This window comes from Streptomyces sp. NPDC000878 (genome assembly GCF_053599695.1).
The window spans coordinates 25,272-49,444 of record NZ_JBSFMT010000013.1; the positions used below are offsets into that span (position 1 = coordinate 25,272).

Annotated in this window: 19 protein-coding genes and 1 pseudogene; 15 read left to right on the top strand and 5 right to left on the bottom strand. The window is 72.3% G+C overall.

Annotation, left to right across the window (positions count from 1 at the left end):
- Nucleotides 1–209 precede the first annotated feature (209 nt).
- Nucleotides 210–1,550, top strand: coding sequence for an allantoinase AllB (allB, locus tag ACWDR4_RS14475; protein WP_450408261.1), 1,341 nt, complete (start codon nt 210–212; stop codon nt 1,548–1,550).
- Between the two features lie 64 nt (nt 1,551–1,614).
- Nucleotides 1,615–2,730, top strand: a complete 1,116-nt coding sequence (gene alc, locus ACWDR4_RS14480; RefSeq protein WP_450408263.1) for an allantoicase — start codon at nt 1,615–1,617, stop codon at nt 2,728–2,730.
- A 764-nt stretch (nt 2,731–3,494) separates the two neighbouring features.
- Here alc and ACWDR4_RS14485 read toward each other — a convergent pair.
- A pseudogene (locus ACWDR4_RS14485) lies at nt 3,495–3,716 on the bottom strand (oxidoreductase); the annotation flags it as partial.
- A gap of 146 nt (nt 3,717–3,862) precedes the next feature.
- Between ACWDR4_RS14485 and ACWDR4_RS14490 the strand changes: the two are divergent.
- Entirely contained in the window at nt 3,863–4,489 is a 627-nt protein-coding gene (locus ACWDR4_RS14490) for a dihydrofolate reductase family protein (protein WP_450408265.1), read from the top strand.
- Between the two features lie 247 nt (nt 4,490–4,736).
- On the opposite strand, the gene ACWDR4_RS14495 is transcribed toward ACWDR4_RS14490, so the two are convergent.
- Complete coding sequence (locus ACWDR4_RS14495) at nt 4,737–5,132, bottom strand: ribonuclease domain-containing protein (RefSeq protein ID WP_450408267.1); 396 nt, start codon at nt 5,130–5,132, stop codon at nt 4,737–4,739.
- Between the two features lie 122 nt (nt 5,133–5,254).
- Nucleotides 5,255–5,455 (bottom strand): hypothetical protein, encoded by a 201-nt coding sequence (locus ACWDR4_RS14500; protein ID WP_450408269.1) that lies wholly within the window; start codon nt 5,453–5,455, stop codon nt 5,255–5,257.
- 177 nt (nt 5,456–5,632) lie between these two features.
- On the opposite strand from ACWDR4_RS14500, the gene ACWDR4_RS14505 reads away from it, so the two are divergent.
- Nucleotides 5,633–7,009 carry a sensor histidine kinase gene (locus ACWDR4_RS14505; protein ID WP_450408271.1) on the top strand — a complete coding sequence of 459 codons (1,377 nt, stop codon included), beginning with the start codon at nt 5,633–5,635 and terminating at the stop codon, nt 7,007–7,009.
- Between the two features lie 47 nt (nt 7,010–7,056).
- Here ACWDR4_RS14505 and ACWDR4_RS14510 read toward each other — a convergent pair whose 3' ends face one another.
- Nucleotides 7,057–8,091, bottom strand: coding sequence for an aldo/keto reductase (locus ACWDR4_RS14510; protein WP_450408274.1), 1,035 nt, complete (start codon nt 8,089–8,091; stop codon nt 7,057–7,059).
- A gap of 96 nt (nt 8,092–8,187) precedes the next feature.
- Between ACWDR4_RS14510 and ACWDR4_RS14515 the strand changes: the two genes are divergently transcribed.
- Both ACWDR4_RS14515 and ACWDR4_RS14520 read left to right on the top strand, forming a co-directional pair.
- Nucleotides 8,188–8,868 carry a response regulator gene (locus tag ACWDR4_RS14515; protein ID WP_450408276.1) on the top strand — a complete coding sequence of 227 codons (681 nt, stop codon included), beginning with the start codon at nt 8,188–8,190 and terminating at the stop codon, nt 8,866–8,868.
- Between the two features lie 88 nt (nt 8,869–8,956).
- Nucleotides 8,957–10,147 (top strand): cytochrome P450 family protein, encoded by a 1,191-nt coding sequence (locus ACWDR4_RS14520; RefSeq protein ID WP_450408279.1) that lies wholly within the window; start codon nt 8,957–8,959, stop codon nt 10,145–10,147.
- 76 nt (nt 10,148–10,223) lie between these two features.
- Here the strand turns inward: ACWDR4_RS14520 and ACWDR4_RS14525 are convergent, their stop codons facing one another.
- Nucleotides 10,224–11,237: a Gfo/Idh/MocA family protein gene (locus tag ACWDR4_RS14525; RefSeq protein WP_369031363.1), complete on the bottom strand. Its 1,014-nt coding sequence runs from the start codon at nt 11,235–11,237 to the stop codon at nt 10,224–10,226.
- A gap of 118 nt (nt 11,238–11,355) precedes the next feature.
- Between ACWDR4_RS14525 and ACWDR4_RS14530 the strand changes: the two genes are divergently transcribed.
- The 9 genes from ACWDR4_RS14530 (at nt 11,356) to ACWDR4_RS14570 (ending at nt 24,151) form a co-directional block, all read left to right on the top strand.
- Nucleotides 11,356–12,105 carry a GntR family transcriptional regulator gene (locus tag ACWDR4_RS14530; protein WP_450408556.1) on the top strand — a complete coding sequence of 250 codons (750 nt, stop codon included), beginning with the start codon at nt 11,356–11,358 and terminating at the stop codon, nt 12,103–12,105.
- 139 nt (nt 12,106–12,244) lie between these two features.
- Nucleotides 12,245–13,429 carry an ROK family glucokinase gene (locus ACWDR4_RS14535; protein ID WP_450408282.1) on the top strand — a complete coding sequence of 395 codons (1,185 nt, stop codon included), beginning with the start codon at nt 12,245–12,247 and terminating at the stop codon, nt 13,427–13,429.
- Nucleotides 13,426–14,028: a sugar kinase gene (locus ACWDR4_RS14540; protein ID WP_450408285.1), complete on the top strand. Its 603-nt coding sequence runs from the start codon at nt 13,426–13,428 to the stop codon at nt 14,026–14,028. The genes ACWDR4_RS14535 and ACWDR4_RS14540 overlap by 4 nt, the downstream gene beginning before the upstream one ends.
- 336 nt (nt 14,029–14,364) lie before the next feature.
- Entirely contained in the window at nt 14,365–17,196 is a 2,832-nt protein-coding gene (locus ACWDR4_RS14545) for a DEAD/DEAH box helicase (protein WP_450408288.1), read from the top strand.
- 758 nt (nt 17,197–17,954) lie between these two features.
- Entirely contained in the window at nt 17,955–19,931 is a 1,977-nt protein-coding gene (locus ACWDR4_RS14550) for an SWIM zinc finger family protein (protein ID WP_450408559.1), read from the top strand.
- 128 nt (nt 19,932–20,059) lie between these two features.
- Nucleotides 20,060–21,187, top strand: a complete 1,128-nt coding sequence (locus tag ACWDR4_RS14555; RefSeq protein ID WP_450408291.1) for a LacI family DNA-binding transcriptional regulator — start codon at nt 20,060–20,062, stop codon at nt 21,185–21,187.
- Between the two features lie 146 nt (nt 21,188–21,333).
- Nucleotides 21,334–22,629 carry a bifunctional 3-oxoadipate enol-lactonase/4-carboxymuconolactone decarboxylase PcaDC gene (gene pcaDC / locus ACWDR4_RS14560; RefSeq protein WP_450408293.1) on the top strand — a complete coding sequence of 432 codons (1,296 nt, stop codon included), beginning with the start codon at nt 21,334–21,336 and terminating at the stop codon, nt 22,627–22,629.
- 73 nt (nt 22,630–22,702) lie between these two features.
- Nucleotides 22,703–23,335 (top strand): MBL fold metallo-hydrolase, encoded by a 633-nt coding sequence (locus ACWDR4_RS14565; protein WP_450408295.1) that lies wholly within the window; start codon nt 22,703–22,705, stop codon nt 23,333–23,335.
- Between the two features lie 36 nt (nt 23,336–23,371).
- Complete coding sequence (locus ACWDR4_RS14570; RefSeq protein WP_450408296.1) at nt 23,372–24,151, top strand: exodeoxyribonuclease III; 780 nt, start codon at nt 23,372–23,374, stop codon at nt 24,149–24,151.
- Nucleotides 24,152–24,173 lie beyond the last annotated feature (22 nt).

Genomic DNA, 24,173 nt, shown 5'->3' on the forward strand with positions numbered 1-24,173 from the left:
CCTACCGGTCGGTTGCTTGACGGCCTGCTTGTATGTAGCTACGTTCTGATTTCTGGAACTGTAATTCCGTTCTGTGGAAACATCCAGGTTGTCGCCGGGGTCACTCTTGACGGTATGAGGTGGGCGGTGAAGACTCCTTCAACAGAACGTTGAATTCCGTTACGTGGAAGTTAACGGCGGGATTCACGGTGGCAGAGAGGGGTCTCCGAGTGTCCGACGTCGAACTGGTGTTGCGCTCGACGCGCGTCATCACGCCCGAGGGGACGCGCGCGGCCACGGTCGCGGTCGCCGACGGCCGGATCACGGCCGTACTCCCGTACGAGGCCGACGTACCGCCCGGCGCACGCCTGGAGGACTTCGGCGACGACGTCCTGCTGCCCGGGCTGGTCGACACCCACGTGCATGTCAACGACCCCGGCCGCACGGAGTGGGAGGGCTTCTGGACCGCCACGCGCGCGGCGGCGGCCGGCGGCATCACCACCCTCGTCGACATGCCCCTCAACTCCCTCCCGCCGACGACGACGGTCGACCACCTCCGTACGAAGCGGGAAGTCGCCGCGAGCAAGGCGCACATCGACGTCGGCTTCTGGGGCGGCGCGCTGCCCGACAACGTCAAGGACCTGCGCCCGCTGCACGACGCCGGAGTCTTCGGCTTCAAGGCCTTCCTGTCACCGTCCGGCGTGGACGAGTTCCCGCACCTCGACCAAGGCCAACTGGCCCTGTCGCTGGCCGAGATCGCCGACTTCGACGGACTGCTCATCGTGCACGCCGAGGACCCGCACCACCTCGACACGGCACCCCAGAGGGGCGGCCCCGAGTACGCCCACTTCCTCGCCTCGCGCCCGCGCGGCGCGGAGGACCGGGCCATCGCCAACCTGATCGAACAGGCGAAGCGGCTGCACGCGCGCGTGCACGTGCTGCACCTGTCGTCGAGCGACGCGCTGCCACTGATCGCCGAGGCGAAGGCGGCGGGCGTGCGGATCACGGTGGAGACCTGCCCGCACTACCTCACCCTCACCGCCGAGGAAGTCCCGGACGGGGCCAGCGAGTTCAAGTGCTGCCCGCCCATCCGTGAGGCCGCCAACCAGGACCTGCTGTGGCAGGCGCTCGCCGACGGCACGATCGACTGCGTGGTCACCGACCACTCCCCGTCCACCGCCGACCTCAAGACCGCCGACTTCGCGACGGCGTGGGGCGGCATCTCGGGGCTCCAGCTGAGCCTCGCGGCGGTGTGGACGGAGGCGCGGGGGAGGGGCCACTCCCTGGAGGACGTCGTGCGCTGGATGTCCACGCGTACGGCCGACCTGGTGGGCCTCGGCGCACACAAGGGCGCGATCGAGGCGGGCCGTGACGCCGACTTCGCGGTGCTCGCCCCGGACGAGACGTTCACCGTGGACCCGGCGGCCCTGCAACACCGCAACCGCGTGACGGCGTACGCGGGCAAGACCCTCACCGGCGTCGTCAAGTCGACTTGGCTGCGCGGCGAACGCATCGTGGCGGAGGGCGAGTTCACGGACCCGAGGGGGCGCCTCCTGACCCGCCCCCTCTGATCCCACCCATTCCTGATCCCGCTCCCGCACCCGCAGCGGCCTCCGAAAGGCAGTACTGATCACCGTGACCGCGATTCCGAGCTTCACCGGCGACGCGAACCCCTACGGAGGCGGCGACCCGTACGCGGACTACCGCACCGCGGACTTCCCCTTCACCCAGTACGCCGACCTCGCCGACCGCCGCCTCGGGGCCGGGGTGATCGCCGCCAACGACGAGTTCTTCGCCCACCGCGAGAACATGCTCGTGCCCGGGCCCGCCGAGTTCGTGCCCGAGCACTTCGGCCACAAGGGCAAGGTCATGGACGGCTGGGAGACCCGGCGCAGGCGCGGCGCGTCGGCGGAGCACCCGTGGCCGACGGCCGAGGACCACGACTGGGCCCTCGTCCGGCTCGGCGCGCCGGGTGTCGTACGCGGCATCGTGGTCGACACGGCCCACTTCCGCGGCAACTATCCGCAGGCCGTGTCGGTGGAGGGCGTGTCGGTGGTCGGCTCCCCGTCCCCCGAGGACCTCCTGGCGGACGACGTGAAGTGGACGACGCTGGTACCGCGCACGAAGGTCGGCGGGCACGCGGCGAACGGCTTCGAGGTGTCGGTCGAACAGCGCTTCACGCACCTGCGCGTCAACCAGCATCCCGACGGGGGCATCGCGCGCCTGCGGGTGTACGGCGAGATCGTCCCCGATCCCGCCTGGCTGGCGGTGCTGGGCACCTTCGACGTGGTCGCCCTGGAGAACGGCGGCCGGGCCGAGGACGCGTCCAACCTCTTCTACTCACCGGCGTCGAACACCATCCAGCCCGGGCGCTCCCGCAAGATGGACGACGGCTGGGAGACGCGCCGCCGCCGCGACCAGGGCAACGACTGGATCCGCTACCGGCTGGTGGCCCGGTCGTCGATCCGGGCGATCGAGATCGACACGGCGTATCTGAAGGGCAACTCGGCGGGCTGGGCGACGGTGTCGCTCCGGGACGGCGAGAACGGCGACTGGACGGAGATCCTCCCGCGCACCCGCCTCCAGCCCGACACCAACCACCGCTTCGTCCTGCCGACCCCGGCGGCGGGCACCAACGCGCGCGTGGACATCTATCCCGACGGCGGGATCTCCCGGCTGCGACTGTTCGGCTCGCTGACGGAGGAGGGGGCGGGGGAACTGGCGGCTCGGTATCAGGGGCTCGGGGGCTGAGGGGGCCTCCGGCGGGGGAGCGGGGGCGGGTGGGGACCGGGGGTGGGTTCGGAGCGGCCTCTTTCCTCGCCCCCGCCGCCCCTACCCGTCCCATCCCCAGGGGCTCCGCCCCTTCGACCCCACCAGGGGGCAAGCCCCCTGGACCCCGGCGGGGACTGCGTCCTCTGCACCCCTGGCGGGGGCTGCGTGCCCTGGACCTCCGGCGGGGGCTGCGTCCCCCCTGCACCCGTGGCGGGGGGTGCGTGCCCTGTACCCCCTGGGGGACTGCGCCCCCTGGGCCCTCGGCGGGAACTGCATCCTCTGCACCCCTGGCGGGGCTGCGTCTCCTGGGCCCCCGGCGGGGACTACGTCCCCTGGACATCCTGGCGGGGGGCGTCCCTTGGCCCCCCGGGAGGGGACTGCATCCCCCGCACCCCGCTTGGGGGTGCGGTCAGGGACATTCGGCGGGGGTGCGTTCGGGCACCCCCGGCGGGGCTGTACCCCTACAGCCCTGCCTCCCCGGGCAGGGACCCGGTCCCGTGTGCCCCGCTCTGGATTGTGGCCCTGGCCCCCGCAGGGGCTGTGCCTCCGCGCCTCTCGTGGGGTCGCGCCGCCCACGTCCATCCCGGGGTCGCGCCCACCGGGCTCCTGGCAGGGCCGTGGCCGGGGCGGGTTCTGCCACTGACCCCAGCGCGGGGGGCAGAGCCCTGGAACCCCCGGCGGGGGGCGTGGCGTGGCAGAGTCCCGGAACCATGGCGGTCACTGTGTTTCTGCTCAGCTCCCTCCGCCGTACACTCCACCGCCCCGGCCGCCTCCGTCGCGTCCGCCGAGTCCGCCCGCAGGGCCACCGTCGACGGCCCGTACGACGTCCTGTGCCGCCTTCTTGCCGTTCACGTAGGTGACGGCCGCGTCCGCGCCGTCGCCGCTCCGATGCCCCGGCTGCCGCCGGTCACCAGGGCGACCCTGCCGTTCAGGGGTCCCTGCGAAGTTCGCGAAGTTGTTGGCATGGAGCCATCCCAGCGGCCGGCCCATGCGCCGGCGGCGGACGGACACCGAGGTCAGGCGCCCGGAACCCCTCCCACCGATGAGTTGCGGGCCCCGGCGGGGTCTGAGCTGATGACTACAGACCCCTCCCAGAGAGCAGGCACCCGCCATGGGCACCCTCACCCTCACGTCCTTCGTCACCCTCGACGGCGTCTACCAGGCACCGGGCGGCCCAAAGGAGGACCCGCGTGACGGCTTCACACAGGGCGGCTGGAGCGTCCCGTACGGGGACGAGGACTTCGGCCGGTTCGTCACCGAGGTCTTCGAACGCGTCGACGCCTTCCTCCTGGGCCGTCGCACGTACGACATCTTCGCCTCGTACTGGCCCAAGGTCACCGACCCCGCCGACCCGGTCGCGTCCCGGCTCAACGGTCTGCCGAAGTACGTCGTCTCGTCCGGCCTCAAGGACCCGCACTGGGCCGGCACGACCGTGCTGAGCGGTGATCTCGGCAAGGAGGTCGCCGCCCTCAAGGAGCGCACCGACCGTGAGGTCCAGGTGCACGGCAGCGGCGCCCTCGCCCAGTCACTCCTCGCCCTGGACCTCGTCGACAAGGTCCACCTGCTGACCTTCCCGGTCGTCCTCGGCGCCGGCCGCCGCCTCTTTACAGAGGGCGCCGTCCCGACCGCCTTCCGGCACACCGGGGGCCGTACGACCGCGGCGGGCGTCTCCATCCAGACGTACGAGTCCGCGGGCCGCCCGGAATACGGCACGTACGAGCTTCCGGAGAACGCGTAGGCATACGCGTAGGCACAGCAATGCAATCCGTACGGGATATCGCAAGCAAATGCCGAGTTGTTCGCGATGACGAAGCGCGGCGTCAGTCCGAACTGCCTTGCCCCGCGCCCAATGGAGGTGTGGGGGGTACGCGGGGCAAGGGGTTCAGCGGCACATGTCGATCAGTCGTCGCAGCCGGAGGCCCCGCTGAACACGGGCCGGGACCTCCAGCGGGTCGCACCGTTCCTCGGGCCGAGTCGTGGGGGACTCAGCAGGCGTAGTCGATCAGGTCGAACGAGGCGTAGTGGTCGGAGGTGTAGTAGTCCTCCTGGGACTCCTCACCCGTGACGATGCGACGGGCGCCGCGCGTGGAGGAGCCAGGGGTCTTGACCGTGTACTCGTGGTAGTAACCGGTGGACTGCGAGGGCAGGACGCCCTCCCGGTTCTGGAAGACGCTGCCGTCCTGCGAGTACGGGTAGGGGCCGCCCTGCGCGATCAGGTTGAGCGTCGTGTAGGCCTGCGACGGCAGGTCGTCGTAGCAGATGCTGCCGACCGCCGTGGTGGCGGCACCGGCCGTGCCGGCCGTGACGGTGCCACCCACCAGGAGCGCGGACAGGACGGCGGCTGCGGCGCCGATGCGAGTGATTCGTGGGGGGAATCTCATGCCCTCATGATGACGCGCGTAGACAGTGGCATGTCAATGACAACTTCGAAGATTTTCCCGTCAAGTCCGATGAGTTTTCCGAAAGTTAACTTCGGGACCGGCCACCTCGCCGGCCACCTCGGTCATCCCGGCTTCCGGCTCTCCGCGGCTGCGAACAGCGCGAACGACAGGACGAGCAGTGCCACGCTCGCGTAGATCTCATAGCCGTCAAGAAAACCGAGCTTCTGTACGAGGCCCCAGTGCAGGTCGGTGAATTCGTGCAGCAGGCCCGCGACACCCTGCACCAGCGCGAGGAAACCGACGATCTCCAGTAGCTGCTTCATGCCAGGATCCTCGCCCCGGGGACCGCCCGCTTCCATCGGCCGCAGGGCGAGGCCCGCTCTCCCGAAGTCGCCGATCGCCCCGGAAGCGGCGCCGAAAGTCTGCGGCGGTGCGACTTTGGTCGACGATCGCGACTAGCCAGGGGTGGCACGGGCCTGGAGTGCGTAGATTTGTCGACTGTGAGTGGTGACAGGCCGACATCCGTGCCCGAGGCCCCGACGGCGTTCCCGGGGCGGCGATGGCTCTTCCCGTCGGCCGTACTCGACGAACTGGACCCTGACCCCGCCCCCGGTTCGGGCCCTACTCCCGGCTCCGAGCGCAAGTGGACCGCACGGTTCGGACGGCTTGGACTGTCCGCACGGCCCCGGCGCACCGCACGCGACTGGGTCGTCGACTTCACCTGTTTCCTGCTGGCCGTCGTCATCGGCGTGCTGGGCGCGGACGCCCTGGCCGACGATCCGAACACCCCCCACGCCCTCGCCGTCGTCGACCAGTGGCTCGGCGCCCTCTCCTGCGCCGCCGTCTGGCTGCGCCGCCGCTGGCCGCTCGGCCTCGCCGTCGCGATGCTCGCGGTCAGCCTCGTGTCGAGCACGGCGGGTGGCGCCGGCCTGGTCGCCCTCTTCTCCCTCGCCGTGCACCGGCCCTTCCGGTACGTCGGTCTCGTCGCTGCCGCCTCCGTCGTCGTGGTCCCGTTCTTCTACTGGCTGCGCCCCGACCCGGACCTGCCGTACGTCGTCTCGGTGATCCTCAGCGTCCTGCTGACCGCGACCGCCGTCGGGTGGGGCATGTTCGTACGGTCCAAGCGGCAGCTCATGCTCAGCCTGCGGGACCGGCTGCGGCGGGCCGAGACGGAGGCGGCGCTGCGGGCCGAGCAGGCGCAGCGGCTCGCCCGCGAGGCCATCGCGCGCGAGATGCACGACGTACTCGCCCATCGGCTCACCCTGTTGAGCGTCCACGCAGGCGCCCTGGAGTTCCGGCCCGACGCACCCCGCGAGGAGGTCGCGCGGGCGGCCGGGGTCATCCGGGAGAGCGCCCACGAGGCTCTCCAGGACCTGCGGGAGATCATCGGCGTCCTGCGGGCCGGTGACGCGGAGGAGGCGGGGCGCCCGCAGCCGACGCTGGCCGCGCTCGACACCCTGGTGACCGAGTCCCGCGAGGCCGGCATGAAGATCGTGCTGGACAGCCGTGTGACGGCACCGGCGGCCGTCCCCGCCTCCATCGGCCGCACCGCCTACCGGATCGTCCAGGAGGCCCTCACGAACGCCCGCAAACACGCCCCCGGTGCCGAGGTCACGGTGTCCCTCGCGGGCGCCCCGGGCGACGGCCTGACCGTCGCCGTACGCAATCCCGCACCCCCGGGAGAGATCCCGCACGTCCCCGGCTCCGGACAGGGCCTCATCGGCCTGACCGAGCGCGCGACGCTGGCGGGCGGGCGGCTGGAGCACGGTGCGGAGGCGGACGGCCGCGAGGGCGGGGGAGAGGGCGGACACGGGCATGGGCACGCGCGCGTGGGGTTCGCCGTACGGGCCTGGCTGCCGTGGGGCGGACCTCTTTAAGGGGGGCCCTTTTGAAGAACGGGACCTCTTTAAAGAAGAGGGCGCTTTCAGCCGCGCACCGTACGCGGTACCACCCGACGTCCTGCCTCCCCGTACACCCAGCCCGCGGTCTCCTCGATGAACTCGGTCGGGAAGCCCGGCCGGAATCCCGTCGTCTCGTCCAGTTTGACCACCAGGTCCGCGGGGAGCGTCAGTTCGGCCGCGCCGAGGTTGTCCATGAGCTGCTCGACCCGGCGCGCGCCCACGATCGGGTGCACGGCGGGGGAGTGCGCCATGGTCCACGCGATGGCCACCTGCGCCGGGGACGCGCCGAGTTCGTCCGCCGCCGACTGCACGGCCCGCGCCACCGCGTGCTCGTGCTCGCCGACCGCGTCCGCGGACAGCCGTACCGACTCGTCGGGGGCGATGCCCCGCGCGCGGGTGTACTTGCCGGACAGGATGCCGTTGTGCAGCGGACTCCAGGCCGCCACCGACATCCCGAACGCCTCGGCCATCGGCAGCAGTTCGCGCTCGACGTCCCGGTTCAGCAGGCTGTACGGCACCTGCAGCGCGGCGAACTGCGACCAACCCCGCCACTCCGCCAGGGTGTTGGCGCGGGCCACCACCCAGGCCGGGGCGTCCGAGATACCGACGTACAGCACCTTCCCGGAGCGCACGGCGTCGTCGAGGGCACGCATGGTCTCCTCGACGGGCGTGGCGCGGTCCCAGATGTGCACCCAGTAGACGTCGATGTAGTCCGTACCGAGCCGGCGCAGACTCGTCTCCAGGGACAGCGTGAGGTTCTTGCGGTGGTTGCCTGCGGCGTTGGGGTCGGCGCCGTCGCGCGAGATCGTGTACTTCGTGGACAGTACGAGCCGGTCGCGCCGCCCTCTGAGGAGTTCGCCCAGGATCGTCTCGCTCGCACCACCGCGGTAGTTGATCGCGGTGTCGACGACATTGCCGCCGGCGGCCTCGTACGCGTCGAGGATGCGCGCGCACTCCTCCCTGGGCGCGCCCACCCCGCCCTGCTCACCGAAGGTCATGGCGCCCAGGAAGAGTTCGGAGACGCGCAGGCCGGTCCGGCCCAGCAGTCGGTAACGCACGAAAGGCCCCTCGCTTGACGGATGTTCAGGCGGGCAATGTAGCCGCGCTCCGTCCGTGTCCGACCCGGCGCCGCACAACCGTGATTACGTAGGGCCATGACCGTGATCAGACTGCTCCTCGTCGACGACGACCCCCTGGTACGGGCAGGCCTGTCCTTGATGATGGGCGGCGCCGACGACATCGAGATCGTCGGTGAGGCCGCCGACGGCAGTGAGGTCGAGGCGCTCGTCGGCCGCACCGGCCCGGACGTCGTGCTCATGGACATCCGGATGCCCACGGTGGACGGTCTCGCCGCCACCGAACGCCTCCGCGCCCTCAAGGACGCCCCGCAGGTCGTGGTCCTGACCACCTTCCACGCCGACGACCAGGTACTGCGTGCCCTGCGCGCGGGCGCCGCCGGCTTCGTCCTCAAGGACACCCCGCCCGCCGAGATCCTGGCCGCGGTACGCCGCGTCGCGGCCGGGGACCCCGTCCTGTCGCCCGCAGTGACCCGCCAGCTGATGGCCCACGCGGCGGGCGGCACGGCCGACACCCGGCGGGCCGGCGCCCGGGAACGGATCGGCGCGCTGAACGACCGGGAACGCGAGGTCGCGGTCGCCGTAGGCCAGGGCCGCTCCAACGCCGAGATCGCCGCCGCCCTGTTCATGAGCGTCGCCACCGTCAAGACACATGTCTCCCGCATCCTCGCCAAGCTCGACCTCAACAACCGAGTACAGATCGCCCTGTTGACGTACGACGCCGGACTCCTGGAAGAACACGGCCAGGACGGGCACTAGCCGGCGATGCCGCCCGTTCTCATGGCAACGAGGACGGCCGGGCCCGGCTGCGGGACCGGTCGCGAGGGTGACTTCCAGGGGGATCGTCGTGGGGGAAGCGGATGTGGTCGATCTGGGGGAGTTCGGCGACGGGTTCAGGACGGACCCGCATCCGGTGTACGCCCGGCTGCGCGCCCGCGGACCCGTGCACCGCGTCCGGCTGCCGGGTCACGACGCGCACCACGTGACCTGGCTCGTCGTCGGGTACGAGGAGGCGAGGGCCGCGCTCGCCGACCCCCGGCTGGCCAAGGACCCGACCAAGATCGGGACGCGGTTCCAGGACGAGCAGGTGATCGGCAAGTACCTTCTCGGCACGGACCCGCCGCAGCACACCCGGCTGCGCGCGCTGGTCACCCGCGCCTTCACCGCACGCCGCGTGGAGGCCCTACGGCCACGCATCCAGGAGATCACCGACGACCTCCTCGACGCGATGATCCCGGGCGGCCGGGCCGACCTGGTGGAGTCGTTCGCGTACCCGCTGCCCCTCACGGTGATCTGCGAACTGCTCGGCGTGCCCGAGATCGACCGTACGGCCTTCCGGAAACTGTCCTCGGAGGCGGTCGCACCCACCGACGCGGAGAGCCACTACGAGGCGTTCGTGCAGCTCGCCGCCTTTCTCACCGACCTGATCGAGGACAAGCGCTGCGCCGGGCCGAGCGGCGACCTGCTCAGCGACCTGATCCGGACCACCGCCGAGGACGGCGACCGGCTGTCCCCCGAGGAACTGCGCGGCATGGCGTTCATCCTGCTGATCGCGGGCCACGAGACGACCGTCAACCTCATCACCAGCGGCGTCCACGCCCTGCTCAACCACCCCGGCCAACTGGCCGAACTGCGCGCCGACATGACCCTCCTCGACGGCGCGGTGGAGGAGATGCTGCGCTACGAGGGACCGGTGGAGAACGCGACGTTCCGGTTCGCTGCCGAGCCTCTGGAGATCGGCGGCACAGCCGTCGGGGCGGGCGAACCGGTGATGATCGGCCTCACCGCGGCCGACCGTGACGGAGACCGCTTTCCGGCCCCGGACCGCTTCGACATCCACCGCGACACCCGGGGCCACCTGGCCTTCGGCCACGGCCTCCACTACTGCCTGGGCGCCCCACTGGCCCGCCTCGAAGCACGCACGGCGATAGCCACCCTGTTGGACCGCGCCCCCGGCCTGGCCCTGGCCGGCCCGCCCGGCGAATGGCTCCCCGGGATGCTGATACGCGGGGTGCGGAGTCTTCCGGTGCGCTGGTAGCAGGTCGGCGCGACAAAGCCTGGGAACGCCCGGGGGAGTTCGTCGACCCTCCCCCCCCGGGTGGTCGGCCCCGCGCTCAGTCCCACCCGCCCGGGATCTCCGCGAGGTGTACGGGTCTGTGCTCCTGTCTGGACAGTTCGCAGGCCTCGGCGACGCGCAGGGCCTGGAGTGCCTCGCGGCCGTCGCAGGGGTTGGCGCGCTCGCCGCGCACCACCTCCACGAACGCCGACAGCTCGGCCTCGTAGGCGGGGCCGAAGCGCTCCAGGAAGCCGGTCCAGGGCTTGCTCGCGGCCGGCGGTCCGGCCGGTTCGGTGGACGCGATGGGCGTACGGTCGTCCAGGCCCACCCCGACCTGGTCCAGCTCGCCGGCCAGCTCCATGCGGACGTCGTAGCCCGCGCCGTTCATACGCGTCGCCGTCGCCGTGGCGAGCGTGCCGTCGTCCAGGGTGAGTACCGCGGCGGCCGTACCGATGTCGCCCGCCTCGCGGAACATCGAGGGCCCGGTGTCCGACCCGGTCGCGTACACCTCGACGATCTCGTGCCCCGTCACCCAGCGCAGGATGTCGAAGTCGTGGATCAGGGTGTCCCGGTACAGCCCGCCGGACAGCGGCAGGTACTCGGGCGGGGGCGGTGTCTGGTCCGACGTCATCATGCGGACGGTGTGCAGACGGCCGAGCTTCCCGGAGCGCACGATGTCCCGGGCGCCCGTGTAGCCGATGTCGAAACGGCGCTGGAAGCCCATCTGAAGGATCGTTCCGGCCGCCTCGACCTCGGCGATCGCGGCCAGGGTGGCGGGCAGATCGAGCGCGATGGGCTTCTCGCAGAACACCGGAAGACCCGAGCGTGCTGCCCGACCGATCAGTTCGGCGTGGGCCGAGGTGGCCGCAGTGATCACCACGGCGTCCACGCCCCAGGTGAAGATTTCGTCGACACCCGGTGCGGCCGTGGCTCCTAAGCGGTGTGCCAGATCCTGTGCCCGCCCGCTGTCCGCGTCCGTGACGATGAGTGAGCCCCCTACCTCGCGGTGGCGGCTGAGGGTATTCGCGTGGAATGTACCGATGCGGCCCGTCCCGATGACTCCGATGCGCATGAGAACCAAACTGGGGTCCGACCAGGCACGCTGTCAATGCGTATGTCCGGACAATCGAACTACACAACTTCCCGTCAACAATCCCCGGAGCTACGCTCGGCCCGTGCCGAAACCAGATGTGGATCCCACAGCGCCGCTCGAGCTGAGTGTGGACCGGAGCAGTCCGGTGCCGCTCTACTTCCAGCTGTCCCAGCAGCTCGAAGCCGCGATCGAGCACGGAGCGCTCACCCCCGGCAGTCTGCTGGGCAACGAGATAGAGCTGGCCGGACGGCTCGGTCTGTCCCGCCCCACCGTGCGCCAGGCCATCCAGTCCCTTGTGGACAAGGGCCTGCTCGTACGCCGGCGAGGCGTCGGTACGCAGGTCGTGCACAGCCAGGTCAAGCGCCCGCTCGAACTGAGCAGCCTGTACGACGACCTGGAGGCGGCGGGCCAGCGCCCCGCGACCAAGGTCCTCGTCAACACGGTCGTGCAGGCGTCCGCCGAGGTCGCCGCCGCCCTCAACGTGGCCGAGGGCAGCGACGTACACCGTGTGGAACGGCTGCGGCTGTCCCACGGCGAGCCGATGGCGTACCTCTGCAACTACCTGCCGCCCGGCCTGTTCGACCTGCACACCGCCCAGCTGGAGGCCACCGGCCTCTACCGCCTGATGCGCGCCGCCGGAATCACCCTGCACAGCGCCCGCCAGTCGATCGGCGCGCGCGGGGCAACGGCGGAGGAGGCGGAACGCCTGACGGAGCGAGAAGGCGCCCCCCTCCTCACGATGCAGCGCACCACCTTCGACGACACCGGCCGCGCGGTCGAATTCGGCACCCACACCTACCGCCCCACCCGCTATTCGTTCGAATTCCAACTACTGGTACGCCCCTGAAAGGGGGCGCAGCCCTCCTTTCAGGGGCGTGGGGAACTGCGCGAGCAACCACAACGCACCCGCACCCGGCAAACAACCCACACCTCCCCATTGCTCCCCCGCGCGGCAACGAGACTTACGGTGAGGCAGAATCGCCGCAATGAGCACCTACCGCGACCTCGCACTCCCTCGGGCTCTCAGCGCAGCCAGTGGGGCCGGCGCCCCCATCGGCTCCCGCAGGGCCCCCGCCCTGCGCACCGTCGGCACGCGCGAGCGCCGTTCCCACCTCACAGCCCCCCGTGTGCCCACCGTCGGCATCGACATCGGCGGCACGAAGGTGATGGCGGGAGTGGTCGACGCCGACGGCAACATCCTGGAGAAGCTCCGCACCGAGACGCCGGACAAGTCCAAGAGCCCCAAGGTCGTCGAGGACACCATCGTCGAGCTGGTCCTGGACCTGTCCGACCGGCACGACGTGCACGCGGTCGGCATCGGTGCGGCCGGCTGGGTCGACGCAGACCGCAACCGGGTCCTGTTCGCGCCCCACCTGTCGTGGCGCAACGAGCCCCTCAGGGACCGCATCTCCAGCCGCCTCGCCGTCCCCGTCCTGGTCGACAACGACGCCAACGCCGCCGCCTGGGCGGAGTGGCGCTTCGGCGCGGGGCGCGGCGAGGACCACCTCGTCATGATCACGCTCGGTACCGGCATCGGCGGCGCGATCCTGGAGGACGGCCAGGTCAAGCGCGGCAAGTTCGGTGTCGCCGGCGAGTTCGGCCATATGCAGGTCGTACCCGGCGGCCACCGCTGCCCCTGCGGCAACCGTGGCTGCTGGGAGCAGTACAGCTCCGGCAACGCGCTGGTCAGAGAGGCCCGCGAACTCGCGGCGGCCGACTCCCCGGTGGCGTACGGGATCATCGAGCACGTCAAGGGCAACATCGCCGAGATCACCGGTCCGATGATCACCGAGCTGGCCCGCGAGGGCGACGCCATGTGCATCGAACTCCTCCAGGACATCGGCCAGTGGCTCGGCGTCGGCATCGCCAACCTGGCTGCCGCCCTGGACCCCTCCTGCTTCGTGATCGGCGGCGGCGTCTCCGCGGCCGACGACCTGCTGATCGGCCCCGCGCGGGACGCCTTCCGGCGCCAGCTGACCGGCCGCGGCTACCGCCCCGAGGCCCGTATCGCCCGCGCCCAGCTCGGCCCCGAGGCCGGCATGGTGGGCGCCGCCGACCTCGCCCGACTGGTCGCGCGCCGCTTCCGGCGCGCCAACCGGCGCCGCGTCGAGCGGTACGAACGCTACGAGAAGTTCGCCGAGACCCGCCGCACCACCCAGGGGCCGCTGTGACCGCCTCCCTGCCCCGCCAGGCCATGGCCCCGGACGAGCCGCCCAGGCCGCCCGAGGACCGTGGCCACATGATCCGTCGCCGGGCCCTGACCCTGCTGATCATCGTGCTGCTCATCGGCGTCCCGGCCGGCTATCTGGTGATCTCCGCCAACCAGAGCCGCGACAGCGGCAAGGACAAGGAACGGAAGTGGGCGGCGCGCGGCCTCACCGAGGCCTGGCCCTCGAAGGTCCAGCGCCACATCTACGAGGTGCCCGTCCCGCGCCAGGCCGACGGCAAGGGCATCCTGTCGACGAAGGTCGCCTACTACGAGACGAACAACTGGCGCACCAGCCGTCTGTACGTCCAGTTCATGACCACGAACGCGGGGCTGGACTACTTCTTCAAGGCGATGGGCGTACCCCGCAGCAGCCTGACGAAGGACAAGTTCACGATCAGCGCCCGCGACCAGAAGATCGTCGGCTGGGAGTTCAAGGAGCCGGGCCCGTGGTGGGGTCTCGCCCACCAGCAGAAGAACCCGGCACCCACCCAGCACATCGTCGTGAAGTGGTCGCACGCCAACCACTACATGGTGTACGTCGTCTCGCGCACGACCCCCTGACCGGCCGGGCGACCGGTTTAGGGCCTGTCCGGCGGACCATGTCGCAGACGCGGGGTCTGGCACGCCGATCTGCGGCGTTGTCGTCGGTTGCCGACTCCCCCACGCTCGAACAACCTCGCGCGGGGGGACCCCCATCGCGTCGACGCCCTCCTCCGCCTTGCAGCTCGACGCACCAGACCCCGCTCACCTGCGTTGACGAGGCGCCGTCGATTCCCTGCGACCTGATCCGCCGGACAGGCCCCGGCCCGTCGCCGGGACCGATTGTCAGACCCCGCCCGTACAGTCGAAGACGTCCGACTCGACGGACACGACACGAGGGCGGGAGGTGACGTACGCATGAGCGACGAGGCATCGGCGACAGCGGTGGCGGACGTGTCCGTGCGCCTCGCGGCCGTCTTCCTCCCCGCCCCGCTCCCGCGCGAGGGCCGCATCGCCTTCTGGGACCCGACTGGGGACACGGGCCTGCCCGGAGAGGGCGACGCACATACGGAACTGACGGTCGTACGACGACACGGCGCCGTCGTCCGCCGCAGGACCACCCCGGCGCTGACGCTGCCCGTCGACGCGGCGCTGCCGCTGCTCGTGCGGGCCCGCCGCGACCCCGCCGCCCATCCCGCGACGGCCTGCTGGGGCGCCGCCGCGCTGCACGCCCTGCGGCTCACCGCCCGGGGCAGGCTGCTGCCCGGGCTGACCCCCGCCGGCCACGACGCCTGGCGCGCGGGCCCGCTGGACCCCGACGACATCGCCCACCTCAGGGCCATCGCCGCGGCCCTGCCGTACGAGGGCCACGCGGTGCCCCTCCCCGGCACCGGCACCCTGCTGCTGCCCGAGCCGGAGGCGCTCATGCGCGCCTTCCTCGACGCCGTCGCGGACACCCTCCCGCGCACCCCGGCGGCTCCCTACGCGGCCGGGATGCCCTTCGCCGCGCGCGCGGCACAGCGGCTGCCGGACGCCCACGACTGGGCGGCGGAGGTCGCCGCGGGCATGGACGCGGGCGTGCGGATCTCGCTCCGCCTCGACCTGTCGGCGTACGACCTGTTCGACGACCCCGACCGGGCCCCCACCGCGGGCGCCGCGATCGTCCAGGTGCACAGCCTCGCCGACCCCACCCTGGTCACCGACGCGGCGACCCTGTGGGCGGGCACCGCGGACGCGGCCTTCGGGGCACGCGCCCGCGTGGACGCCGCCCTGGCGGTGCGCCGCGCGGCCCGCGTCTGGCCCCCGCTCGACCGCCTCACCGAGCAGGACGCACCCGACGTACTGGCACTCTCCGAGGAGGAGTTGTACGACCTGCTCGGGGTGGCCGCGACCCGGCTCGCCGCCGCAGGAGTCGCCGTCCACTGGCCCCGGGACCTGGCCCAGGACCTGACCGCCCAGGCGGTCGTACGCCCGGCACCCGGCTCGGCGAAGGACGGCACCGGCTTCTTCGAGAGCGAGGAACTCCTCCAGTTCCGCTGGCAGTTGGCGCTCGGCGGAGATCCGCTCACCGAGGCCGAGATGGACCTCCTGGCCGAGGCCCACCGTCCCGTCGTACGCCTCAAGGACCAGTGGGTGCTCGTCGACCCGGCACTCGTCCGCAAGGCGCGCAAGCGCGAACTGGGGCTGCTCGACCCGGTCGACGCGCTCTCCGCCGCGCTCACCGGCGAGGTGGAGGTCGACGGCGAGACGGTCGAGGCGGTCCCGGTCGGGGCGCTGGCGACCCTGCGCGACCGGCTCACGGCGGGCATCACCCCCGTGGAACCGCCCTCGGGACTGAAAGCCACCCTCCGCGACTATCAACTCCGGGGACTGGCCTGGCTGGACCTCATGACCTCCCTCGGCCTCGGCGGCTGCCTCGCCGACGACATGGGGCTCGGCAAGACGATCACCGTCATCGCCCTGCATCTGCGGCGGGCCCGCAGCGAGCCGACGCTGGTGGTCTGCCCGGCCTCCCTGCTGGGCAACTGGCAGCGCGAGATCACCAAGTTCGCGCCCGGCGTCCCCGTCCGCCGCTACCACGGCCCCGACCGCACCCTGGAGGACATGACGGGCGGCTTCGTCCTCACGACGTACGGCACCATGCGGTCGACGGCGAGTCAGCTGGCCGAGCAGCCGTGGGGGATGGTCGTCGCGGACGAGGCACAGCACGTCAAGAACCCGTACTCGGCGACCGCGAAGGCACTGCGCACGATCCCGACCCCCGCGCGCGTGGCGCTCACCGGCACCCCCGTCGAGAACAACCTCTCCGAACTCTGGGCTCTGCTCGACTGGACCACCCCCGGCCTCCTGGGCCCCCTGAAGTCCTTCCGGGCCCGGCACGCGCGCGCGGTCGAGACCGGTGAGGACGAGGAGGCGATCGCCCGACTCGCCCGCCTGGTCCGCCCGTTCCTGCTGCGCCGCAAGAAGTCCGACCCGGGCATCGTCCCGGAACTCCCGCCGAAGACGGAGACCGACCACCCGGTCCCCCTGACCCGCGAACAGGCCGCGCTGTACGAGGCGGTGGTGCGCGAGTCGATGCTCGCCATCGAGACGACGGACGGCATCGCGCGCCGTGGCCTGGTGCTGAAGCTGCTGACCTCCCTGAAGCAGATCTGCGACCACCCCGCGCTGTATCTGAAGGAGGACGCGCCGTCTCCTGCCGCGAGCGACCGAATGGCGGCCCGCTCCGGCAAACTCGCCCTGCTGGACGAGCTGTTGGACACCCTGCTGGCCGAGGACGGCTCGGCCCTGGTGTTCACGCAGTACGTGGGGATGGCCCGCCTGATCACGGCCCACCTCGCGGCCCGCGCGGTCCCGGCGGAACTGCTCCACGGCGGCACACCGGTCCCGGAGCGGGAACGCATGGTGGACCGCTTCCAGGCCGGCGCGACCCCGATCCTGATCCTCTCTCTGAAGGCGGCGGGCACGGGCCTGAACCTGACACGCGCGGGCCACGTCATCCACTTCGACCGCTGGTGGAACCCGGCGGTCGAGGAACAGGCCACGGACCGCGCCTACCGCATCGGCCAGACCCAGCCGGTCCAGGTGCACCGCCTGATCACCGAGGGCACGGTCGAGGACCGCATCGCGGAGATGCTCGAAGCCAAGCGGGCCCTGGCCGACGCGATCCTCACCTCCGGCGAGTCGTCCCTCACGGAACTGACGGACCGGGCACTGTCCGACCTGGTCTCGCTGCGGAGGGCGGTGTGATGCCGGCACAGGAGCACGAGGACGGGCGCGGCCCGGTGGGGGAGGAGCCGGTGCAGGCCGAGCGTCCTCTGCCGGACGACCCCGGTCAGGACCGACCGGCCGACGCCGCCCGCAGGGCCCTGAGGGCCGCCCGAGCACGCGCGGGCCAGGAGACGCCCACGACACACGGCTCGGCACCGGGGGTGGACCCCGCGCGGGGCGTGGCACGTGCGGCGGCCGGGAAGCTCACAGAACCCGAGAAGCCTGGGCAGCGCGGGAGGTATGAGAAGCCCGCGGAGACCGGGGAACCCGAGCAGCGCGGGAGGCCCGACAGGCCCGCGGAGGCCACGGGGCCCAAGACGCGGCCGGGCGACGCGGCCCGTGCGGCGCTGCGGGGCGCGACGGCACAGGCCAGGGGCGAGCACCCGTCAGGCGCCTCGGCAGGGCCGGGCGCGAAGGCCCCGGACGTCTCCGACGGTGCTCCGGATGTCTCCGACACCCGGCACGCTCGTACCGACGCGGGAAGCCACTGGGGCGGGCGTCCCGGTGACGTTGCCCGTGGGGCGCTGCGGGGTGCGACGACACAGGCCAGGGGCGAGCACCCGACGGGCGCCTCGGCAGGGCCGGGCTCGGATGCCCCGGACGTGCCCGAGGGTGCCCCGGACGTCCCCGAGGCCCCGCAGGCCCGTACTGACGCGGCCCGTGCGGCGCTGTGGGGTGCGACGACATCGGCCAGGGGCAAGCCCCCGACCGGCGTCTCGGCGGGGCCGGGTCCGGACGTGTCCGACGGTGTCCCGGACGTCCCCGACGTCCTGCGGGCCCGTTCCGATGCGGCTCGTGCGGCGTTGCGGGGTGCGACGACATCGGCCAGGGGTAAGCCCCCGACAGGCGCCTCGGCAGGGCCGGGCCCGGAGGCTCCGGACGTGCCCGAGGGTGCCCCGGACGTCCCCGACGTCTTGCAGGCCCGTACCGACGCGGGAGACCGCAAGAGCGGACGTCCCGGAGACGTCGCCCGAGAGGCGTTGCGCGCCGCGCGCGGTGAGGCGTTGCGGGCCCGTCTCGACACGGAGACGTTGGCAGCAGCCGAGGCCAGGCGGCGGTCCGTCCGACCCGTACGCGCGCGGGACCCACGTGATCGAAGCCCCGGCGACCGGGTGCGCGACGTACGGGAACTGCTCGCCGGTTCCTTCGCGTTGCCCGCCGACGAGTCCCCGGCGGCTCCGGCGAGGGGCGCCAGCACTCCTGACGTCGAGCCGCATACGGACCCCTCGCCGCCGATGACAGTGGGGGAGGTCCTGCGTGCCGTCGCCTCACCGGCCTCGGGGGACGACATCTCGGGCGTAGAGGGCGGCGAAGCGACGGCAGGCGCGTCCAGCGACACCCCGAGCCCCCGGGCCACCACCGGGTTCCGACAGGCACCGCCGCCCCTCGCCGATCCCCACGAGAACGACAATCCACCCCTCGCCTCCGTGCCCTCCTCCATGGCCGCCCCCGGCCGTGACGGTGAGCTGCGCCGGACCTTCCCCGCGCTGCGGGCCCCGGGGAACAGGGAGGCGTCCGAGGGCGCCGGCTTCGCGGAGAGCTGGTGGGGGAACGCCTGGGTGACCGCCCTGGAGGAGGGCGCGTTGGACGTCGCCCGGCTGGTGCGGGGGCGCGGGTACGCCGAGAAGGGGCACGTCGATGCCATCACCGTGACTCCGGGGCTCGTACTCGCCTACGTACAGGGCTCCCGCCCCCGGCCGTACCGCGTACAGGTGCGGCTGCGCACCCTCGGAGACCAGGAGTGGGAGCGGTTCCTGGAGGCCGCCGTGGAGCGGCCCGGGCACATCGCCGCGCTGCTCGACAAGGAGCTGCCCCAGTCCCTCGCCGACTGCGGGGCGCCACTGCTGCCCGGCCCCGGCGACCTCGAACCCCGGTGCAGCTGCCCCGACTCCGGACACCCCTGCAAGCACGCCGCCGCCCTCTGCTATCAGACCGCCCGCCTCCTCGACGCCGACCCCTTCGTCCTGCTCCTCCTGCGAGGCCGGGGCGAACGGGAAGTCCTGGACGAACTGTCCCGGCGCAACGCCGCCCGGGCAGCCCGCGCCGCTCAGGAGCAGCAGACGGCCGCCTTCCCCGGCGTCCGGGCCTCCGACGCGCTCGCCCCGCGCACCCTCCCGCCGCTCCCGGCCCCGCTGCCTCCCCGCCCGCACCCCGAGCCGCCCCCGGCCTACCCGGCGGCCCCGGGCGGCCCGGACCCCTTCGCGCTGGACCAGTTGGCGACGGACGCCGCCGCCCGCGCCCACACCCTGCTCACCGCGGGCCACGACCCGGTCGGCGAGCTGACCCTGTGGCAGGACGCCGTACGGCTCGCCGCCGCCCGCCCCGGCTCCGGGCTCACCGCCGGCACCCGCGCCCTCTACTCCTCGCTCGCCCGAGCCGCCGGCCGTACCCCGGGCGACCTGGCACGCGCGGTGGCCGCCTGGCGGCAGGGCGGGCTCGACGGACTGGAGGTCCTCGAAGAGGCCTGGGACCCGCCGGCGGGCCGCTTCGACCGCGCCCGCCCCCTCCTCCGCGCCGCCGACCTCCCCGCCTTCAGACCCTGGCGCAACCACCTCACCCACCCGCGCGGCCACATACAGCTGCGCCTGGGCCGCGACGGCCTCTGGTACGCGTACGAGTCCGAGCCGGGCCACGACGACTGGTGGCCCCGAGGCACCCCCGACCTGGACCCGGTCGGCGCCCTCACCGGCCTCGGCAACCCTGCGGACTCCTGACCCGGCAGAGCCAGCGGAGAGAGGCGGAAAGGTGGAGAGAAATGGATAGGAAACGTATACCCAAACCGTCCCGCCGGCCGCTCTCCGGCCCAAGCCGCAAGGCGTCCCACATGCAGTAACGTCGAGCCGTGACGGACAACGGGAACAGCGAACGGCCATCCGCGCGTGCGGGCCGCCCCGGACGGCGGAAGCGGGCCGACGCGCACCACGGCGCCAAGGAGCGGCCCAGCACGATCCGGGACGTGGCGCGGAAGGCCGGTGTCTCCGTAGCAACCGTTTCCCGAACCCTGGCCGGGAACTACCCGGTCTCCGACGAGGCCCGGGCCCGGGTCATGGCGGCCGTCGCGTCACTGCACTACGTGGTCAACGTGCACGCCAAAGCACTCTCCGGGCGGGTCGCGGGCCCGGTCGCCCTGGTCATCAAGGACATCACCGGTCCGTCCCTCGCCCATGTCGCCGCCGGAGTGGAGCAGGAGGCCGCCGACCGGGGCAGACTCAGCCTGGTGTGCGCCACCCACGACGACGCGGCCCGGGAGGACGCCCTGGTCCAGCTCATGCGCGAGCAGCACGCCGCCGCCGTCCTCCTTGTGGGCGGCGTGGTGCCGGACGCGGCGTACGAGCGGCGGATGGCCGGCTACGCGCGGGCGCTGGACGCCGCCGGGTCGCGGCTGGTGCTGGTGGGCCGGCCGGCCCCCGCGCCGGACCTGCCGCTGACGGTCGTGGACTACGACAACCGGGGCGGCGCCTTCCAGGCCGCCTCGCACCTGCTCGCCTCCGGGCACCGCCGGGTGCTGTTCCTCGGCGGGGAGACCGGGCTGAGCAGCGGGGACGAGCGCCGGGCCGGCTACCGGGACGCGCTGCGCGCCCACGGCGCCGACCATGTCGAGGAACTCGACACCGAGGGGACGTACACCCGTGCCTCGGGCTATGTCCGCACCCGGGACGCCTTGCGCGCCGGGCCGGAGTTCACGGCGGTGTTCGCCGCCTCCGACATGGTCGCGCTGGGCGCACTCGCCGCGCTGCGCGAGGCCGGTCTTGACGTGCCGGGCGACGTGTCCGTCGTGGGCTTCGACGACGTGCCCTTCGCGACCGACCTGACCCCGTCCCTCACCACGGTCCGGGTGCCCTACGAGGAACTCGGCCGTACCGCCGTACGCCTGGCCCTGGAGCGCGAGGAGTCCCTCGGCGGCGAGGACCATGTGGTGCTCGGCACACAGCTGGTCATCCGGCAGTCGGTGCGCAGGCTGGCCTGGTAGGCCCCTGGAGTGGTCGTCCGCCCCTCCACCTCCTGGTCACCCGCCGGATGTGGAGGATTTCCGCACGGCGGCGGACCAATGGGGAGGTCTCGTGAGCTACCTGGCCCCGTCCCGGGAGGGGATGTGAGATATGGGAGCGTAAGCGGGTGAGTGAGACGACGAAAGAGACCCTGCAATACCGATTTGACGGGCCGGAAGACGCACCTGTCCTGATCCTGGGTCCCTCGCTGGGCACGACGTGGCACATGTGGGACCGGCAGGTGCCGGAGCTGGTGAAGCAGTGGCGGGTCTTCCGCTACGACCTGCCCGGGCACGGCGGCGCCCCCGCGCACCCCGCCGGATCGGTCACCGACCTGGCCACCCGCCTGCTCGTCACGCTCGATTCGGTCGGCGTACAGCGCTTCGGCTACGCGGGCTGCGCGCTCGGTGGCGCGATCGGTGCCGAACTGGCGCTGCGCCACCCGGAAAGGCTGGCCTCGCTCGCGCTGATCGCGGCCTCGCCCCGCTTCGGGACGGCCGACGAGTTCCGCCAGCGCGGGGTGATCGTCCGGACGAACGGGCTCGACCCCATCGCCCGTATGTCCCCCGAGCGCTGGTTCACCAGCGGCTTCGCCGCCGCGCAGCCCGCGATCACGGAGTGGGCCGTACAGATGGTCCGCACCACCGACCCCGGGTGCTACATCGCGGCCTGCGAATCGCTCGCCTCCTTCGACGTACGGGGCGAACTGGCCCGCGTCGGTGTGCCGACCCTCGTCCTCGTCGGCTCCGACGACCAGGTGACCGGCCCCGCCGAGGCCCGCACCCTGGTCGCCGGCATACCGGACGCCCGCCTCGCGGTGGTGCCCGGCGCCTCCCACCTGGTCCCGGTCGAGCAGCCCGCGGCCGTCACCGATCTCCTCGTCCGCCACTTCTCGACGGCCTGGCAGCCCGCGTACGACAACCCGACCGGCCAGACGGCCATCTCGGCGGCGCCGCTCAAGCCGGTGCTCACCGCCGCCCAGCCGATCACCCCCATCGCGGAGATCGCGCCGCCCGCCGTACAGTCCGGCGGGCACAGCCGCCCGGACCAGTACGACGCCGGGATGAAGGTCCGGCGCGAGGTGCTCGGCGACGCGCACGTCGACCGGGCGCTGGCGCAGGCGGACGAGTTCTCCGGGGACTTCCAGGAGTTCATCACCAGATACGCGTGGGGCGAGATCTGGAACCGGCCCGGCCTCGACCGGCGCTCCCGCAGCTGTGTCACCCTCACCGCCCTCGTCGCGGGCGGCCACCTCGACGAACTCGCCTTCCACACCCGCGCCGCCCTCCGCAACGGCCTCACCCCGACCGAGATCAAGGAAGTGCTGCTCCAGGCCGCCGTCTACTGCGGCGTACCGGCCGCGAACAGCGCGTTCAAGGTGGCCCAGCAGGTCATCCGCGAGGAGACGACCCCCGAGGAGTGACCGGGGAAGCCTGGTGGCGAAACCACCAGGCTCGGCGGTCCACGGCCCCGGCCCACGCGGCAGGATGGGATGCATGAAGCTCACGAAGAAGTCGCACGCCTGCATCCGTCTGGAGAAGAACGGGCAGACGCTCGTCCTCGACCCCGGGGGATTCAGCGAGGAGGACGCCGCGGCCGGCGCCGACGCGATCCTGGTCACCCACGAGCACGCCGACCACTTCGACGAGGGACAGCTGCGCGCCGCCCTGGACGCCTACCCGGCCGCCGAGATCTGGACCCTCGCCTCGGTCGCGGAGCAGCTCTCCGCAGCCTTCCCGGGCCGCGTCCACACCGTCGGCCACGGCGACACGTTCACCGCCGCGGGCTTCGAGGTCCAGGTCCACGGCGAACTGCACGCCGTGATCCACCCGGACATCCCGCGCATCACGAACGTCGGCTACCTCGTCGACGGCTCCGTCTTCCACCCCGGCGACGCCCTCACGGTCCCCGACCACCCGGTCGACACCCTGCTGCTCCCGGTCATGGCCCCCTGGAGCAAGCTCTCCGAGGTCGTCGACTACGTCCGCGAGGTCAAGCCGCAGCGCGCGTACGACATCCACGACGCCCTGCTCACCGACCTCGCCCGCCCGATCTACGACCGTCTCGTCGGCGGCCTGGGCGGCTCCGAGCACCACCGCCTCACGCCAGGGACGTCGGCGGAGGTCTGAGCCGCGTTGTCAGACCCGGCGGGTAGGTTGTGGGGCATGCGCATCGCGACCTGGAACGTGAACTCGATCACCGCCCGCCTGCCGAGGCTGCTGGCCTGGCTGGAGAGCACCGGCACGGATGTGCTGTGCCTCCAGGAGGCCAAGGTCGCCGCCGAGCAGTTCCCGTCCGACCAGCTGCGCGAGCTGGGCTACGAGGTGGCGGTCAACGCGACCGGCAGGTGGAACGGCGTCGCGGTGATCTCCCGCGTGGGCCTGGAGGACGTGGTGCGGGGCCTGCCCGGCGACCCCGGCTACGAGGGCGTCGAGGAACCCCGTGCCATCTCCGCGACCTGCGGCCCGGTCCGCGTCTGGTCGGTGTACGTACCGAACGGCCGCGAGGTGGACCACCCCCACTACGCCTACAAGCTCCAGTGGTTCGAGGCTCTGAAGGCAGCGGTCGCCGGGGACGCGGCAGGCAGCCGCCCGTTCGCGGTCCTGGGCGACTACAACGTGGCCCCGACGGACGACGACGTCTACGACCTGGCCGCCTTCGAGGGCCTCACCCACGTCACCCCGGCGGAGCGCGCCGCCCTGGCGTCCCTGCGCGAGGCGGGCCTCACGGACGTCGTCCCCCGCCCCCTGAAGTACGACCACCCGTTCACGTACTGGGACTACCGCCAGCTCGGCTTCCCCAAGAACCGGGGCATGCGCATCGACCTGGTGTACGGCAACGAGCCGTTCGCCAAGGCGGTCAAGGACGCGTACGTCGACCGCGAGGAGCGGAAGGGGAAGGGGGCGTCTGATCACGCCCCTGTGGTGGTGGACCTGGAGGTGTAGGGGGTCCTGTTCTCCAGGGCGC

What these genes read in the sequence shown, in the direction of transcription:
- ACWDR4_RS14490 (WP_450408265.1), top strand. Translation starts at nt 3,863, where the DNA reads ATGGGCACCCTCACCCTCACGTCCTTCGTCACCCTCGACGGCGTCTAC.
- ACWDR4_RS14495 (WP_450408267.1), bottom strand. Translation starts at nt 5,132, where the DNA reads ATGAGATTCCCCCCACGAATCACTCGCATCGGCGCCGCAGCCGCCGTC.
- ACWDR4_RS14500 (WP_450408269.1), bottom strand. Translation starts at nt 5,455, where the DNA reads ATGAAGCAGCTACTGGAGATCGTCGGTTTCCTCGCGCTGGTGCAGGGT.
- ACWDR4_RS14515 (WP_450408276.1), top strand. Translation starts at nt 8,188, where the DNA reads ATGACCGTGATCAGACTGCTCCTCGTCGACGACGACCCCCTGGTACGG.
- ACWDR4_RS14525 (WP_369031363.1), bottom strand. Translation starts at nt 11,237, where the DNA reads ATGCGCATCGGAGTCATCGGGACGGGCCGCATCGGTACATTCCACGCG.
- ACWDR4_RS14535 (WP_450408282.1), top strand. Translation starts at nt 12,245, where the DNA reads ATGAGCACCTACCGCGACCTCGCACTCCCTCGGGCTCTCAGCGCAGCC.
- ACWDR4_RS14545 (WP_450408288.1), top strand. Translation starts at nt 14,365, where the DNA reads ATGAGCGACGAGGCATCGGCGACAGCGGTGGCGGACGTGTCCGTGCGC.
- ACWDR4_RS14565 (WP_450408295.1), top strand. Translation starts at nt 22,703, where the DNA reads ATGAAGCTCACGAAGAAGTCGCACGCCTGCATCCGTCTGGAGAAGAAC.
- ACWDR4_RS14570 (WP_450408296.1), top strand. Translation starts at nt 23,372, where the DNA reads ATGCGCATCGCGACCTGGAACGTGAACTCGATCACCGCCCGCCTGCCG.